This window comes from Streptomyces sp. NPDC006372 (genome assembly GCF_040612515.1).
Taxonomy (GTDB): Bacteria; Actinomycetota; Actinomycetes; order Streptomycetales; family Streptomycetaceae; genus Streptomyces.
In genome coordinates, this window is record NZ_JBEXQJ010000069.1 from 1 (window position 1) to 16,199 (window position 16,199).

Below are 16,199 nucleotides of genomic sequence, written 5' to 3' on the forward strand. Positions count from 1 at the left end.
CGGCGCCTGGCTGGTCGACCTCTCCCACGTCGACCTCTCCCGTGTCCTGGTGGGCAAGCAGCGGCGGCAGCTGCGGGGCGACCTGCTGCCCAGCCCGTTCACCCCGACGGGCGAGCGCCCCACGGGCCCCGCGTGGTACGCGACCCCGACGGTGGCCTACGCGATGGAGCTCGGCTACGACGTGGCGCCCCTGGAGGCCTGGGTGCGCGAGGAGAAGGGCCGGTACCTGGACGGCTGGTACAAGCGCCTGCGCGACGCCTACGTCGACACGATGGGTGACCTGGGCGTCGCCGAGAAACTGCCGCCGCACGACTATCTGAAGGCGATGGAGGACTGCCGGCGGCGCGACCCGCAGGCGGCGATGGTCCTGGACGCGATCAAGTCCACGGTGAAGGGCGGTATCGGCAAGCTCAGGGAGCGTGCCCGTGGCGGCGGCTGGAAGCCCGGGCAACCCTGGCCGGCCCTCTCCCGTCCGACCTGGCGCCCCGACATCCGTGCCGTCGTCATCTCCCGCGCCCGCGTCAACATGCACCGCAAGATGCTCAACCTGGCCGCGGCCACGGGCCGTTACCCGGTGGCGGTGCTGTCCGACTGCGCCGTGTACGCCGCTGAGGGCCCGTCACCGCTGGACGTCCTGCCCTACGACGCCGACGGCAGGACGGTCCCGGGCTCCTTCCGGATCGGCGTGTCACCCGGCATGGTCAAGCACGAGGGCACCCGGACGACGTTGTGGGCGGAGGAGCTCCGCGAGCGGCACGGACAGTCCCTGAACCTCGCGCGGTACATCAAGTTGTAGGTTCTCAGATCCCGTGTCATTTTCTCAGTCGCGCTGTCATGTGACTGGCCGAACTGACACGGGATTGAGAATCGCTGGCCACTGCCGTCACTCGTTTGAGGACTCCGTTGCCAGCGGGATACTGCACAGCGGGCAGCCGTTTGCGTGGTCGTCCTGACAGACGTAGCCGATGGCGCCATCCACGCACCATTCGGCGGCCTCCTCGGACAGCAGGTCGGGCCCGGCAAGGAGCAGCCGACGAAATTCCGTGGTGTCCGCAATGTCGGCCGGCCGGTTGGTGAACCACTCGTCGAACCAAGGCTTGTCCCGGTGTATGCGCCAGTGCGCATTCTCCCGGTCGTCGACAGCCGTAAGGAACCGATCGACGATGCGCCCCCAACTCGGTGCTCCGAACCAGCCGTTGTCGAACGCGCACAAGGATTCGACCAGGGTTCGCAGACCGAACTCCTTCTCGCTAAGGCAGTACCTTCGCCCCCATGAGATCGCGACCTGTGCCATCTCCGCGAGTTCTACGCGCGGATCATCCTCGTGTGCCGGGTCGTCAGGGTTGTGGCAGGCCAGCCCGAGCTCGAGCACAGACTGCCCGGTCGGTAGAACCCGGGACGGGTTGACGATCGCGAGACCGAGACCGATCCAGTCGACATGGTCGAACGACAGCATCGAGCGCACGAGTCGGGTGGTTGCCGCGTTGATCCGCATCATTGTGCCGTCGTGCAGCGGACTCTTCCCGGCATGCCAGTTCTCGACGGGTGTGTTGCGCCACACGGCGAGCGTGATGCGGGTGGCAGCGAGCCACAGCAGGGCGTCGTCGTCGAGGTGCCCGAACCGCTTGGCGCACTCCTGGGCGCCGTAGGTGATCAACTCTTCCGGTTTCGGCCACCTGTGGCTGTCGGGCTCTTCAGGCCCTTCAGGCGCGTACTCGTAGTCATCGGCGTACTCGTCGAGGATCGCGCTCAACTCGGCTGCGCTGTAAGCCTCGCTGTACTCGGAGCTGTCCGGCTCCTCGACGGTGTACATGTCGTGGTCCCAGGAGACGTACACGTCGCCCCAGAGCACGACGTCATCGCACTCGCTGGCGTTGTCCGTCACAACCGGCCTGATGGTGATCGGGGCAGTACGCCCGTCGGTTCGCTCGCCGTCCTTCTCGGCAGCCCATGCAGTGATGACCCCGAGCGGCTTCGGAAGGAGAGGACCGACCTCGGTGATGCTGAACGGCTCGTCGTCGTCATCGGTGTCGAACCGGCTGTTGACGAACGCGACCGCCTCGGAGGGCGAGCTGACGATGGACTGGGTACCACTCTCGTTGTCAACCACTCGCCACAACGCGCTGTTCTTCACGATGCTCTCCGATCGCGGTGAGTGCACCCGGGGCGGGTGCGATGCGCCGGGTCGCTCGGCACTGACTCCAATTATGGGCTGATCAACCCGTCCGTAGTCCCGCAGGCGCTTGTCAGCGACGACGCTCGGGACGTTCGTGTGCAACGAAGGTGTGTGAGTGGGTGGAACGGATGGTTGCCGATGCAGGTTCGTGACGCCCCGGGCCGCGTTGCAGCCTGCTGGACAGCCTGAGGAAATGACACCGATCTGAGACAGCCGCCTGCCGACACAACGTGAGACTCAAGGGAAATATCCAGGTCACAGGGTCGGCGCCTGACACTGAAATTGAGTACCTACACGACGTGTAGGTACTCAGAATTCGCGGCATGTTCTCGCGAACGATGACCTCTGAATAGCACTTATTACGCGGTGCTGAGATTCCTGGCCCGGAATGATCACCATTTCGAGTGATCGAAAGCGCGTGTGGTCGTTCGCGCTCCAGTTCCCGTGTAACTGTCCTGCGATCAAGGTCAGTTACACGAGCGCTGGGGGCGGATGGTGGATGTAGAGGTGTGTGTTCGGCTTGCCGGGGATGGGGTCTCCGAGAGCCTCGCCTGGGAGTCGGTGCCGTTGGAGATGCTGTACGCGGCCGAGCCGTGGCGGACGTTCCGCTGGTACATGGGGCAGAGGCACTACTCGGGTTCGTACTGGTCGAGTACGCAGTCGGATCACGTGATCTACGAGTCGCGGCTGGAGCTGGCACGGCTGTGGTATGCCGACTTCGACCGGGATGTGACGGCGATCCTGGCCCAGCCCTTCTTGCTGAGGGCCGAAGTGGATGGTGCGCTGCGTCGGCACATCCCGGACTACTTGCTGGCCACCACGGCGGGACCGCTGGTGGTGGACGTCAAACCGCGCCACCGTGCGGCCAGGCCGGAGCACGCGTTCACCTTCGCCTGGACCCGGGAGGCGGTGGAGTCGAGGGGTTGGCGTTATGAGGTGTGGAGCGAACCGCCGGACGCCGAGCTGGCCAACGTCCGGTTCCTCGCGGGCTACCGCCGCGACTGGCTGTTCGCGCCGGACCTGACCGAGGAGATACACGACCAGGCGGCGGACGAGGAGCCACCGCCTGAGCGTCTGTTCGATCCGGCCATCCTCGACGAAGTACGCGCCCAGATCACGGACGGGGAAACGCTGGGGGAGGCGTTCGACTGCCTGCCCGGTTGTTGTCCGGCTCCGCTGGTGCGGGCCGCGGTCTTGCATCTGCTCTGGAAGCAGCAGTGGCTGACCGACCTGAGCGTTCCGCTGAGTGCCCGCAGCGTGCTGAGGACGGCGTCGTGAGCCGGGCCGCGGTGCGCGTGGGAGTTGGGAGTCGCTTCTCCTACGACGGCGAGATCGTCGAGGTGGTCGAGCTCGCCAGCACGCAGGCGGGCGGTGAGGTGGTCCTCAAGGACGGCCGGGACCGGCTGCTGCGGCTGGCCGTGAAGGAACTGCTGCTGTCCGACCGCGCCCGCATCATCCCGGACGGGCCCGGGCCGGCCTCCGACGACCCGCAGGAGACGGCGGCGGTGGTACTGGCCCGGCTGGACGACAGCGAGCGGGAGCTGGTGCTGGAGCGGGCCGCGCACGTCAGGGAGGTGCTCACCGGGTTCCGCAGCGGCAGCGAGGAACTGGCGGCCGTGGGAGAGCCCCGTGCCGCCTACGCGGCGGGTGAGCCGTTGGAGAGCCGGTACGCGGCGAAGGCGACTGAGCTCAAGGTGGCCGCGCGCACGGTCAAGCGGTGGGTGGCGGCCTTCCGCCGGGACGGTGAGGCGGGACTGGTGCTGGCCGGCAGCGGGCCGCGTTCCGGGCACCGGAACGCGGAGACGTGGGCGGAGGCGGCACTGGAGGTAATGGTCGAGCACACGGACCAGTCCAAGCCGTCGCGCAAGATGGTCATCGAGCGGACCCGGGCCCGGTTGCTGGCCAGGGGGTTCGATGAGGAGGACCTGCCCAGCCGGGCGACGGCCTACCGTCTCCTGGAGGATCTCGAGCGGCGTCATCCGACGTTCCGGCTGAGTACGAAGCGGAACCGGGACATCGCCTCCCGGCCGGGCGGGGTTTACGGGAAGCTGCGGCCGACCCGGCCGGGTGAGTTCCTGCTGATGGACACCAACCGTCTGGACGTGTTCGCCCTGGACCCGGTCACGCTGCAGTGGCTGCAGGCGGAGCTGACCGTCGCGATGGACTGGTACACCCGCTGCGTCTGCGGGATCAGGATCACCCCGGTGTCGACGAAGGCCGTCGACGCCAGCGTCGCCCTCTACCAGGCGTTTCGGCCCCGGCCCGCGGGGGAGGAGTGGCCGACGCACGCGGTCTGGCCCGAGCATGGCATCCCGAGGTCGGTGCTGGTGGACGTCACGGCGCTGGAGGGGCCGATGCGCGGGGCGGCGTCGCCCGCGCTGGTGCCGGAGACGGTGCTGGTCGACCACGGCAAGGTGTTCGTTTCGGAGCATCTGACCAGCGTCTGCCGCCGGTTGGGGATCTCGCTGCAGCCGGCGAGGCTGCGGACGGGCCGGGACAAAGGCCCGCTGGAAAGGTTTTTTCTGACCCTGCGTGAGGACTTGCTGCAGGCCCTACCCGGCTACAAGGGCCCCGATCTGCACTCGCGCGGGGAGCGTCCGGAGGGGGAGGCGTTCTTCTTCCTCCACGAGCTTGAGGCGATCATCCGTGAGTGGGTGGCCTGTGTGTATCACCACCGGCCGCACACCAGTCTGGTTGATCCCGGGGTGCCGGGGCTGCGGATGTCGCCTGCGGCGATGTTCGAGCACGGGCTGGCGCGGTCCGGCTATATCGAGGTGCCGCGCGATCCGGATCTGGCGTTTGAGTTCCTGCGGGTTCAGCGGCGGAAGATCCAGCACTACGGCATCGACCTGGACGCGCGCCGCTACAACGGCGCCGCCCTGGATCCCTACCGTGGTCTGCTCAGCGGCGAGCGGGACGGCAAGTGGCCGGTCGCGGTGAACCCGGACGACATCAACGCGGTCTACTTCCGCGATCCCGCCGACCGCAGGTGGCATGCGCTGGCCTGGGAGCACGCGCCGGGTCGGGACATGCCGGTGAGCGAGGAGGCACTGCAGTTCGCCCGCCGCCTGGCCGCGGCCCGTGACCGGTTCCCGGACGACAAGGCCGCGGTCCGTGACCTGTTCGAGCGGTGGAACCTCGGCCTGGGCACCACGCTGGTCGAGCGCCGGATGGCGCTGCGGCTCGCCCGGGAACAGGCGGCCCTGGACCTGCCCGAGCCTGGGGAGAGCGTCGCCACGCTGCCGAGCGTGAGGCGCCTGATGGAACTGCCGGTCGCGGCAGAACCGCAACTCGCGTCCAAGGCCGCGCAGGAGACGGGCGACGACGACGGCGCGGACGACGCCGAGGTCGTGGAGCTGGAAGACGACATGGACTTTTACGACGACGCTCTGGAGGACGCGTGACCAGCGACAGTACCTGGACGCCGGGAGACTCCCACCGCCTGGACGCGCTGACGCTGTCACGCAAGGAAGGCTGGGCGGCGTTCGCGGAAGCCGAAGTGCGCGTCCAGCCCGAACTGCTGCCGCGTAGCGAGCACTTGGCGCTGGGCGAGCGGGCGCGCGCCGAGTACGACAAGGCCCGGCGGATCTGGCACGCGAACCTCGGGCCGCTGCGGACACCACAACTGGCTGAGCTGCACGAGGACTTGTGGGACATCGTCGACAGCAACCAGCAGGACGGCGACAAGGCCAAGGGCGCCGTCGCGGTGAACGCCTTTCCGGGGCTGGGCAAGACGACCGCGGTGCTGGCCTTCGCCCGGGACTTCCACCGCCGGGAGATCACCGAGGGCGGCGCGTTCACGGCCGGCGGGCACGAACGGCTCCCCGTCTGCCGGGTGGGCCTCACCGGGAACACCGGGATGAAGGACTTCAACCGGGCGATGCTGGAGTTCTTCGGCCACCCCGGCCGCACCACCGGCACCACGGCGCAGTTCGCTCAGCGAGCCCTGGACTGCGTGCTCTCCTGCGATGTCAGGCTCTTGATCGTCGACGATCTGCACTTTCTCCGCTGGAGGGCGGCCGGCGGTGTCGAGGTGAGCAACCACTTCAAGTACATCGCGAACGAGTTCCCGGTCACTTTGCTGTTCGTCGGCGTCGGCCTGGCCAAGCGCGGACTGTTCTCCGAGGGCGAGTCCTACGACAACGCGGTCCTGGCCCAGACGGGCCGGCGCACGACCCGCCTGGACATGCGGTCCTTCGAGCTCAAGACCGACCAGGGCCGCGCCGAGTGGCGGCAGCTGCTACTGGCCCTGGAGAAGCGCCTGGTGCTCAGCGGCAAGTACCAGGGAATGCTCGCCGACGACCTGTTCGACCACCTGTTCATCCGCTCCAGCGGCCACATCGGCTCGCTGATGACCCTCATCAACCGCGGCTGCCAGCGGGCCGTCCGCACCGGCACCGAGCGTCTCGACGAGGACCTCCTCAACGGCGTCAAGATCGACGAGGCCGCTCACCAGGCCCAGGACGACGTACGCAACCTCCTGAAGGGCCAGCGGTCACGACGGACCCTCCGCAAGGCGGTTCGCCAGTGACGCAAGCGCGGACCCTGCCGATCCGCCTCGCCCCGCATCCGGGCGAGGCGCTCGACTCCTGGTGGGAGGCGATCGCCCACCGGCTGGGAACCACCACCGGCGACGTGCTGACGTCGATCGGCTTGCTGCCCCGCAGCCCCTCCAATCCGGTGGACTCGGGCATCTTGAGCCGTCTAGTCACCCTCCTCACCCCGGACCAGGCCGCGGCCCTCGCCTGGTCCGCCGGCGCCACAGAGGACGAAGTGCACGCCATGACCCTGGCCCGCTACGACCGGCGGGTCCACGTGATTGACCCCCGGCGGCGCCGGGTCGCGGCGCGGCATGTCTGGGGACGGGCCCGCGGTTCGCGCTACTGCCCGGCCTGCGTGGCCGAGAACGGCGGCCGATGGCTGCTGAGCTGGAGACTCGGCTGGTCCTTCGCCTGCCTCGACCACCACCTGCTGCTGGCCGACGCTTGCCCGCGCTGCAGCCGTACGCCACGGCACTTCCCGGCGACCACCCGACACCTGCTTGCTCCGGGCCGCTGCCACAATCCGGCGGAACACGAACCGGGACGAACGCGTTGCGGCCAGCCGTTCGAGGAGGTCGCCGCTCTTCGACTGGACGCGGAGGGACCCGTGACCGCAGCCCAGCAGCTCATCGACACGGCGATCTCGTCCGGGCAGGCCGACTTCGGCGCCTACCGGGAGAATCCCCAGCCCAGTCTCGCGCTGTTCGGCGACCTCCGTGCCTTGGCATCGATTCTCCTGCGCTGTGCCTCCGAACAGCTGACGGGCTTCGTCCCAACCGAGATCTGGACCCTGCACCAGCAGCCCTTGCCCGAAAAGCGGCGGTCCTTCGACCCCACCGAGGACACCCGCCCGGGCCGCCTGGCCCCGCAGCGGGCCGCGACCGCCGCCCTCGCCGTCAGCGCGGCCCTGCACATCCTCGGACAACCCGATGCCCACAAGGCTGGAGCCGCCCTTCGCCACCTGATCAGCGACGCCGACGGCAACATTCCGCTCAAGGTCGCCCATCGGTGGAGCCACACCAGCCCGATCTTCGACGCGATCCACCTCGCGATGCTGGCCCCCCGCCTCAAACACAGTGATCAACTGCGCTACCGCACCGCGGACCGGCTGCCCCGCAGGCCCGGCTCCTCGGCGGCCACCCGGAGCACGCAGCGGGCCCGCAAGATCCCCACACAGCTCTGGCCTGCCTGGTCCGCGCGGCTGAGTCCTGCGAACGGGGCCCTGTCGCGGACCATCCGCCCGGCCCTGTCGTGCTACCTCCTGCTCATCGGAGGCGCGGGAGACTTCACCACCGCCGCCCGGCTCCTGCGATCACCGGCAGAAGACAGGCTGGGCCCCCACATGGCGTTCCGGCTCACCAAGCAGGGGCACTGGAGGGCTATCAGCCTCGTCCTGTCCGCGCTGGCGGACTACCTCGACCAGGAGGGATCGCCGATCGACTACGACCGCCGCCGCGCGACCGACTACCGTGACCTGCTGCCCTTGGACGCCTGGAGACAGCTCTGCCGGGACATCGGATTCGACGTCGGCGGAGTACGGCGCCACCAGTTCGCCCGAGCGCTGCTGTTCGAACGGCTCAGCGGACTCCCGGCATCCCTCGCCCCGACCGCCTACGCACCCGCCACCCAGGAGCTCCGCACCCTGCTGCGAACCTTCGAAACGGACCTCACCCCCGCACTCGTGAGCCAACTTGAAGGACACGCAGGCGAGTTCCTCATCCGGCAGGGCATCCACGACGAACCCGTCACCTGGCAGCCACCGACGGACATCATCGACGATCTCCAACTGCCCGGGTGTGACCTCCGGGACATCGACCTCGGCATCCTGCACCGCCTCATCCGGGACGAATGCCTGACAACGGCTCAAGCAGCCCGCCGCCTGGGCGTCAGCCACGACGCGGTCCGGTTCGCCCTGCAGGAGCAGCCGGCACCCGCCGGAAGATCCGCGAAGTGGGAGAGAGGAGCGACCGTTCGCCGGGCTCGTGCCGCACTCCCCAGAGACAAGTTCGCCCGCTTCTACCTCGACGAATACCGCACGCTCAAGTGGATCGCCGAGCACGCCGACGTGAACGTCGACGCCATCAAAGTCCTGGTCCGCGAATACGGAATGACGCGCGACGGCAAAGCGACCCGCTGGCGCCAGATCGATCTCGACTGGCTCCGCACCCAACGGGCCGCAGGACGCACCTGCCGCGAGCTCGCCGAGGAGACCGGCTTCTCACTCGGAATGATCAGCTACCTGGGTCGGCGAGATGACCTGCCCAGTCGCCGGCCCAGGGCCGGTCGGGAGACCGCGCTCACCCCGACGCTGCCCAGGCCCTGACCGGGCCGTACGCTCCAGGCGCCTGGGCGGGGGGAGTGACGGCCCCCGCTCAGGCGCCTGGCACATTTACCTGGAGGTGCCGTCGGGTCTTATTCGAGAGCCGACGGCACCTGGGTTGCCAGCTTCGAGGCTCGGGGAGCCGCACTGAGCCGCGGACGTGGCCCGAATCATGCGCCCGTTGTGGTGGTCCACTGCAATTGGTTGTTGCGCCACTCATAGTGATAGGTCCGGGTCTCCCCGGTCGGGCAGCAGACCGGGTCGTCAGGTTTCGCGAAGTGCACGCTGGCCGTCACCGTGTTTCCGTCCTGGGCTTCGATGTGCGGAAAGCTGTATGTGGGGCCGTTCGGCACCATGCCGACGTAGCGGTTGCCATAGAAGAGAAGAATGTCCTGGGCCGAGCCGTCGCCGCCGCAGTTGCCGCAGACCTGGACGGCCCGCAGAGGGCCTTTCAGTCCTTTCACCTCACTCACCGGTTCGTACCCCCACTTCTCGAATAGTGAAGCCGATGCGGGATGGAGGGGCGCTCGGGCGGCTGCCCCGGTGGCGCTCGGGCAGACGAAGTCCATCAGCCCTGCGGGGGTGTTCAACGCCTTCACTTGGGCGCACTGGCTGCTGCGCTTCGAATCGCCAGCAGGTTCGCTCGTGGAGCGCATGGTCAGAGCCGGCGTGAGCTGGTCTCCGCTGCGCTTGAACACGATCGTGGACACGCGCTCGGATTGGAACGTCGGAACCCAGTCCGCCACGGCCCATTCTTTCCAGCACTTTCTGGCGGTCACGACGCGATCTTGAGGATCTCCGCCAGCATCGACCGCTGCCATGGCTGTCGACATGGTGCTCTCGGCCGGGCATGTCGTCTCCTTCTCCTTGGCGGCCTTGTCTGCGGCGGACTCCTGCCAGGTGGTGGTCTTCAGGACCTTGTCCTGGTGGTAGAGGTCGCTGATCTCGACGGCGTTGTTCTTGAACCCCAGTTCCTCAAGGTCCATGCCTGCCGCGGTGTACAGGCCGGCGCGCAGTTCGAGCTTGGCCGTTCCGTGTGCGGCGATCTGGTCCTTCTCTACGGCCTTCGCGCCCGGGGTGATGTCCAGGTAGGGGCCCGCCACGCCGTACAGCTTGAAGGACAGCCGTACGCCGGCCTTGAGGGCCGCTTCGAGTTCGAAGGTGGGCGGTTCGGCCAGGGAGAAGGTGTTGCGGAAGGAGTGGATGCCTTCCGCCTTCCCACCGTGGTACGAGAGGCCAGCGGTGAACTGGGCCTTCTGGGTCAGATTGAGTGAGAGCTTTCCGCCCAGGCCGAAGCTGCCGACCATTTGGCTCTCCACGGTGAAGATCAGCGGGATCGGCCCGATCTGGGCATCCACGACGCCCACCTTGATGGCTTCCTTCGGGTAGGTCCACTTCCATTCGCACTTGGCCTCGGCGGCCTTGGTGCCCGCCTCCAGCCCTGAACTCTGTGTGGCGGTGACCGTCCACCGCGTCGCAGACAGCCACGTCCCATTCCATGCGGCGACGAAGTCCAGCTTGGGCTCCTGAGCCCTGAACATGGCCTGGGCGAGGATCGGCGATGTCGTGGTCCAGGCACACTGTGCGCTGGCCTCACCGTCACCCACATCCTTCGTGAAGGCGGGGGCCTTGTGGACGAAGAAGAAGGACCCGTCCCCGCCGATCTCGGTGGTGCCCGGCTCCTCCGACGCGGCGGCCTTCGTCGTCATGGGCCGCAGTCCCTGCGCCCCGGTCACGTGCTGGTAGGTGGCAGGTTCGGCCTCTACTGTAGGACTGTCTTCCTGGGGCTGGTCCGGCGGAAGCAGAGCAGCCTGGTGGACCTCGATCCGCCCCCGGGGCACAGCATCGTGCAGTGTCGCCTTCTCGGTGCTGACGCGGACCTGGCCGTCGGCGCCGCGGCGCACCGCGGTGACCTTACGCAAGAGGCCGTCCGGGGTGTGAGGGCCGCGCCCTGCAACGATGACGTCACCGGCCCTCAAAGAGGCCGTCTGAGATGAAGACCCAGCGAACGTCAGTACGTCTCCCTCAACGCCGCCCACCGTTCTCACGTCTCGTGCGTCGAGAATCTTGGTCGTGTGGGGGATGACGTTGACGTAGTCCACCGAGACTTTGGCCGTGCGCCCTTCGTGGACCGTCACGGTCTGGTGCAGATTGGGCGGGTAGAGATCTTGCTTACTGCCCCGCACCGCCCCGGCAGCGACCTTGTAGGTGCCTGGCCGCAGGCCCGTCAAGACCTTGCTGCGGGTGAGGTTTTCTGACAGACCTCCCGGCCCTCGCACCGTGACGTCGCCGGTATCCCAGCCCGGCAGGGTGCTGACGCGCACATCAAGACCGCCGTCGCCGTTCCGCCATTTGGGCCACATGAGCCCCGCAACGACCAGTGCTGCTGCGAGCGCGCAGGCGATTGCTCCGATGGCGAAGGCGCGCCTGTGACTTCGCCATGCCGACCCCCAACTCTCCACATTCGTCCCTTCATGACGCTAACGTGATGCCTTGAAACGGAGTGAAGAGTGTTAACCACATAACATGGCATCACCGCAACCTGGGAGCGACGCCAACTCCACTGTCTGGTCGTGGAGTTGACTGAACGGAGCAAGGGGTGAGGATGCGACCCTCCACAAACGGCGACGCTGGTCGGCCAACGTCACGCCGTGAGCGCCTGCGCGCCGAGCTCGAGCGCGACGCGCTCAGGGCAGCCCGCAAACTCATCGCAACGGAGGGGATCGAAGTCCTCAGCCTGTCGGCGGTGGCCCGGGAGGTAGGAGTAACTCCGCCAGCGCTGTACCGCTACTTCGAAGGGAAGCCCGGCCTCACGCTTGCAGTCTACGAAGCGGTCACCCGCGACTTTGTGGCGACTGTCGCGGAGGCTGCGGCCGGGGCGGATCGGGAGGACTTCGGCGGGCAGCTTTACGCTGCAACCCGGGCAGTGCTGGACTGGTCGGTTACGAATCCAGGCGAGTTCGATCTCCTCATGGGTGCCGGTTACGCACGTCTGGTTGCCTCCGGGAGCCACGTCGACCAGGTGCTGGTCCGGGAATTGGGCGGCCTGTTCGGGCAGACCTTCCTGCAGTTGTGGCGCCGAGGCATCCTGCCGTACCCGTCCCCGGAGGAGCTGGAGCCGCGCCTCCGGTCGCAGGTGGCTGTCTATCTTCGGTTGATGGAGCACGACTACCCGGTCGGGGTGGCCATGGTGATGATCACCTGCTGGCGGCAAATCTACGGACTGCTCTGCATGGCCGTCTACGGGCACCTGGCCTCGTCGTTCGACGATTACCTGCCATTGTTCGAGGCCATGATGGACGACCTGCTGGCCCTGTGCGGCGTACCGCGCAAGCGCGGGTGAACACGCACTACGGCCAAAGAGCAGGCGAAACGACAACCACGTGAACGTGCCATCATCACGTTGAACCGGGGGAGAGACGATGGCGAAGAAGTCGAACCAGAAGATCGCGCGAGCGCTCAGGCCTCGGATGGGCATCCCTGACTACGCCACGGAAGAGGACCTGCTCGCCTACCTCAGGGCGTCAATGGCCCTTTCCGCGGATGACCCCCACGAGCTGAGTCGCGTCATGGCCTCGCTCCGTGGCTCTTCCGAGCACTCGAATCTGTCCTTGCAGACCATGGCCATCGCCGTGATGGCGGCCACGCATGTAGCGCACAAGGAGCGGGCCCGACTGCCAGCGGGCCCGGAAGGTGAGGAGAAGGTCTCCCCGAGTGAGCCGAGTGGGGATGTCTCAGCGGCCCCACCCGGCAGTTGACGGTTGTTACCCGGCAGGCCCCACGCGCTTTCGTGGCTTGCTTCTGCGTACCGGGCGCGGTACCAGAACCGTCTTTCGACTGCCGCGCAGGTCGCCCAGGGCCTCGATGATCTCCGGCCTGTTCTCGGCCTGGGTGCCGCGCAGTCCGATCGCCAGGGCGGCGATCGTGCCCACCTCCCTGATGCACGCGTGTGCGACGTACAGCCACGCAATCTGGGGTGCGTTCGCCAGTACGGCCAAGACCTCCGGGTTGCTCATGAACCCCATCTCGATCCTCCTTCAGTTCGTCATCGCCAAGACCGCTTGTGCGGCCGTGACTTGGTTGTACGGCCGTGGAGGACCTCACTAAAAGCTCGGCAGGTGCCTATGAACACATGAGCAACATCGCGGGGTGTTTCCCCAGGTCAGCGGCGGAAATGCTGGTATCAGTGAACAGAGGATGAACATGGTGAACACGTTCCGGGCCCTTCCCGCTCAGCTCGATCCCGAGGTGCGCAGGCTGAAGGAAGACCTCCGTGCGGTCGTGCAGCGGACGGGCAAGAGCTTCCGTGAGTTGGGCAAGGGCGGCGGACTGGCCACGGGCACGATGTCGAAGATCCTGGGCGGGACGTCCTTGCCGGAGTGGCCGACACTGAGGCTGCTGCTCGAACGCTGCGGCATCCGTGACGGCTCCGCGCTCGCCGCCTGGGAGAAGCGGTTGGGGGACGTCAAGGACCACATGCGTCGCAAGGAGGAGGCTAGCTGGTCCCGACAACCGCTGGCTGAGGGCGCGCATCCTCTGGCCCTGCGGTTCGCGCAGGACCTGCGGAGCTACCTCTCCACGACGCGCTTCACCCCTGACGACATCGAAGCCGTAACCGGATTCAGCCGCGTGCTGGTGATGGACTCCCTCTCCGGACGCGCACTTCCTCTCCGGTGGGTTCTCGTCTCGCTTCTCCGCGCTGCCGACGGTCCCATCAGCCAGTGGCTGGACCGCAGGGAAGAAGCAGCGGCCGCGATGACGCTCGCCGGCGCCGAACCGTTCTTGCCGATTTTGACGGATCCTCAGTTGCCTCAATACGGAGGACCGGATCGTGACTACCGGTTCGCCAGGGCTCGCATGATCGAAATGCTCCTGGACGATTGGGACTTGCTTACCTGGTCGATCTTCGCACTGCCGGGGAACTCAACTCCCGACATGTCCGTACACCTGGGCTGGTACTACTTCGCCAACCTCATTGACAAGATCGCGGCCCGAACCGAACTCCGCATGACCACGAACCTGCGGGACAGTCTGGCCAGAGTCAGCTCACAGATGCTGATCAACACCGGAAACGAACGGGCTGCTGCGGCCTTCCGAGAGACATGCGGTGAGCGAGAAGACCTCCTTGTGGCCCGGCTGGCGCACCGCTCGTTCACTGGTGTGCACGGATGGCAGAAACTGTCCAGAGACATCAGCGACTTGCGGGTGACAGGCCGGGCTACCTTCCAGGCCGTGGTTGACCGCATCTTCCCCGGGCACTCCGAAGAGGAAGCAGCAGCCTTCGTCGCCCGGCTTCAGGACACTACGAACGAAGTGGGCTTCCTGCTGGAGACGAGCGCAGAAGCGCTGTGGTCCCCAGATGGACGCTGGAGTGACTTTCAGGTGAACAAGGAAGAGGCCTCGGCGACTCCGCCCAGTTCGCGCCGTCCGGCCTGGTTATCACGAGGGCGCTGACCTCGCGCACCCTCCGCGGTTTCCAGGCGGCGTGCTCGATCTTCTCCGTCGGCAGGCGGCCGGGCTGAGAAGGGACAATGTGAACTACGGGTAGCCCGTAAGACTTCGTTTCAAGGGGGATAGATGGTCTTGCCTCTCTCGGCTACCTTAGACTTGCCGATCCCGTTAAGGGCTGGTCTCAAGGAGGCGCGTTGATCCAGATCACGCTGGGCAGACGCAGGTCGATCGACCCGTGCGAAGACGCCTTCGGGCGCTCACAGATTGGATGGACCGAGGGGCTCTCCGACCAGCAGCTCCACGACATCGCCCGGGGAACCTGGGCGATGCCCGGAGAACGCGTCGAACGAGAACGGTTCGCTGTCGTCAGCGGAGACCGCATCATCAGGCTGGCCATGGAGATCGACCGAGTCATCGACACCCCCGACGGCCGGCGGGCCTTCGAAGGACGCATCCTTGGCCCCGGGAACCCGGTCCACGACCACTACGTCGGCAAACCCGCCCCGAACGGCGCCCAGCAGAACCCCATCACCTACTTCAAGTCCCCGCTGGACAACCGGAAGTGCAACTGCGGCTGCGGCAAGCCCATCGAGCGCGGCGACTTCCTTCCCGGACACGACCAGCGAGCCATCCACGAGAGGATCGCCCGCGTCGGCACCGTGATGGACTTCATCACCTGGTTCGACCAGACCTGGAAGCCGGACTAGGACCAGCAAGGCGATGCTGCATGAGGAAATGCCATCGCCGTGAGACGGAAACTGCGGGACATGCAGTGAGACACCAGCACAAGCAGCAGGTCACTGCGGTCCGGAATGACAATGGCGACGCGAACCTACACAAGTCGGGCGAGGTCACACCGCCTCGGACGACGGCGAATAGCGGAACGGGGAGGAAGCCGATGGACACGGTCACGGACAGCCTCGACGACGCACTGCGCAAGGCGTTCACCCGCCCGATCCCGCGCAGCGGTGGCGCGCGGATGCGGTTCCTGGTCAGGCAGCTGAAGGGCACGAGGGCGGTGGCGGAGCTGCTCGGCATCACCCAGCGCACCGTCGAACGCTACGTCAGGGACCAGATCAGGAGGCCCCGACCGGATCTGGCGCAGCGTCTGGAACGCGAGGTCCTCAAGCGGTGGCAGCCCCAGATCAGGGCCAGGGCCAGGCAGGCCGCGGCGACCACCGGCGGCATCGTCATCGACACCCGAGCCCGCTTCGGCTACACCGCCGCCCCGGGCAGCACCGACGACGCCCGCCTGCGTCACCTCACGGTGGCACTGCCTCCCGAGTACGCGGCACGCCTGTTCGAAGCCCGGGACGCCGGCCGCACCGAGGAGCAGTTGCGCGACATCGCGGCGGAGGGCCTCCAGGAGACCTATTTCAAGGACCACGGGCGGCGCGCGCAGGGACTGCTGGTGGAGTTCACCGACGTCGAACACCTCGAGTTCGACCTGTAGGTTCTCGGCGGCGCGTTGGCGTGGTGCGGCACTGCGTGACATCCACGAGCAGGGCATCGTGCACCGGGATCTGAAGCCCGCTGGCGTACTGCTCGCCGAAGACGGCACCCGGGCCATCGACTTCGGCATCGCCCGGTCCGTCACCCAGAGCCCGGCCCTGACCCGCGGCGACGCGATGGTGGGGACACCGGCCTGCATGGCCCCCGAGCAGTTGGCCGCCGCCCGGTCCATCTCGCCGGCATGCTGAGCCTGGCGACA

Annotated in this window: 13 protein-coding genes and 1 pseudogene; 11 read left to right on the forward strand and 3 right to left on the reverse strand. The window is 67.2% G+C overall.

What is annotated here, in order from left to right; all coding sequences use genetic code 11:
• Nucleotides 1-796: pseudogene (locus ABZ016_RS42200) on the forward strand (transcriptional regulator); the annotation flags it as partial.
• A gap of 87 nt (nt 797-883) precedes the next feature.
• Here ABZ016_RS42200 and ABZ016_RS42205 read toward each other — a convergent pair.
• On the reverse strand, nt 884-2,134 hold the full coding sequence (locus ABZ016_RS42205) for a hypothetical protein (protein ID WP_356922104.1): 1,251 nt from the start codon (nt 2,132-2,134) through the stop codon (nt 884-886).
• 549 nt (nt 2,135-2,683) lie between these two features.
• On the opposite strand from ABZ016_RS42205, the gene ABZ016_RS42210 reads away from it, so the two are divergent.
• Genes ABZ016_RS42210 through ABZ016_RS42225 form a run of 4 tightly spaced genes read left to right on the forward strand, consistent with a single transcriptional unit; the run spans nt 2,684 to nt 9,040 of the window.
• On the forward strand, nt 2,684-3,454 hold the full coding sequence (locus tag ABZ016_RS42210; RefSeq protein WP_356922106.1) for a TnsA-like heteromeric transposase endonuclease subunit: 771 nt from the start codon (nt 2,684-2,686) through the stop codon (nt 3,452-3,454).
• Entirely contained in the window at nt 3,451-5,580 is a 2,130-nt protein-coding gene (locus ABZ016_RS42215; RefSeq protein WP_356922107.1) for a Mu transposase C-terminal domain-containing protein, read from the forward strand. The genes ABZ016_RS42210 and ABZ016_RS42215 overlap by 4 nt, the downstream gene beginning before the upstream one ends.
• Nucleotides 5,577-6,707, forward strand: a complete 1,131-nt coding sequence (locus tag ABZ016_RS42220) for an AAA family ATPase (RefSeq protein ID WP_356922108.1) — start codon at nt 5,577-5,579, stop codon at nt 6,705-6,707. The genes ABZ016_RS42215 and ABZ016_RS42220 overlap by 4 nt, the downstream gene beginning before the upstream one ends.
• Nucleotides 6,704-9,040, forward strand: coding sequence for a TniQ family protein (locus tag ABZ016_RS42225; RefSeq protein WP_356922109.1), 2,337 nt, complete (start codon nt 6,704-6,706; stop codon nt 9,038-9,040). Before ABZ016_RS42220 ends, ABZ016_RS42225 begins: the two co-directional genes overlap by 4 nt.
• Before the next feature lie 167 nt (nt 9,041-9,207).
• Here the strand turns inward: ABZ016_RS42225 and ABZ016_RS42230 are convergent, their stop codons facing one another.
• Nucleotides 9,208-11,361 (reverse strand): LppP/LprE family lipoprotein, encoded by a 2,154-nt coding sequence (locus ABZ016_RS42230; RefSeq protein ID WP_356922110.1) that lies wholly within the window; start codon nt 11,359-11,361, stop codon nt 9,208-9,210.
• A gap of 281 nt (nt 11,362-11,642) precedes the next feature.
• Here ABZ016_RS42230 and ABZ016_RS42235 point away from each other — a divergent pair, with 281 nt between their 5' ends.
• On the forward strand, nt 11,643-12,380 hold the full coding sequence (locus ABZ016_RS42235) for a TetR/AcrR family transcriptional regulator (protein ID WP_356922111.1): 738 nt from the start codon (nt 11,643-11,645) through the stop codon (nt 12,378-12,380).
• 79 nt (nt 12,381-12,459) lie between these two features.
• A complete protein-coding gene (locus ABZ016_RS42240; protein ID WP_356922112.1) occupies nt 12,460-12,795 on the forward strand; it encodes a hypothetical protein in 336 nt (111 codons plus the stop codon).
• Between the two features lie 6 nt (nt 12,796-12,801).
• On the opposite strand, the gene ABZ016_RS42245 is transcribed toward ABZ016_RS42240, so the two are convergent.
• Nucleotides 12,802-13,062 (reverse strand): hypothetical protein, encoded by a 261-nt coding sequence (locus ABZ016_RS42245; protein ID WP_058915143.1) that lies wholly within the window; start codon nt 13,060-13,062, stop codon nt 12,802-12,804.
• Between the two features lie 178 nt (nt 13,063-13,240).
• Between ABZ016_RS42245 and ABZ016_RS42250 the strand changes: the two genes are divergently transcribed.
• The 4 genes from ABZ016_RS42250 (at nt 13,241) to ABZ016_RS42265 (ending at nt 16,188) form a co-directional block, all read left to right on the forward strand.
• Nucleotides 13,241-14,491, forward strand: coding sequence for a hypothetical protein (locus tag ABZ016_RS42250; RefSeq protein WP_356922113.1), 1,251 nt, complete (start codon nt 13,241-13,243; stop codon nt 14,489-14,491).
• 191 nt (nt 14,492-14,682) lie between these two features.
• The gene (locus tag ABZ016_RS42255; RefSeq protein ID WP_356922114.1) at nt 14,683-15,195 is read left to right on the forward strand and encodes a hypothetical protein; all 513 of its coding nucleotides are present in this window, start codon (nt 14,683-14,685) and stop codon (nt 15,193-15,195) included.
• 191 nt (nt 15,196-15,386) lie between these two features.
• Complete coding sequence (locus ABZ016_RS42260) at nt 15,387-15,941, forward strand: XRE family transcriptional regulator (RefSeq protein WP_356922115.1); 555 nt, start codon at nt 15,387-15,389, stop codon at nt 15,939-15,941.
• A gap of 58 nt (nt 15,942-15,999) precedes the next feature.
• Complete coding sequence (locus tag ABZ016_RS42265; RefSeq protein ID WP_356922116.1) at nt 16,000-16,188, forward strand: hypothetical protein; 189 nt, start codon at nt 16,000-16,002, stop codon at nt 16,186-16,188.
• Nucleotides 16,189-16,199: the final 11 nt, after the last annotated feature.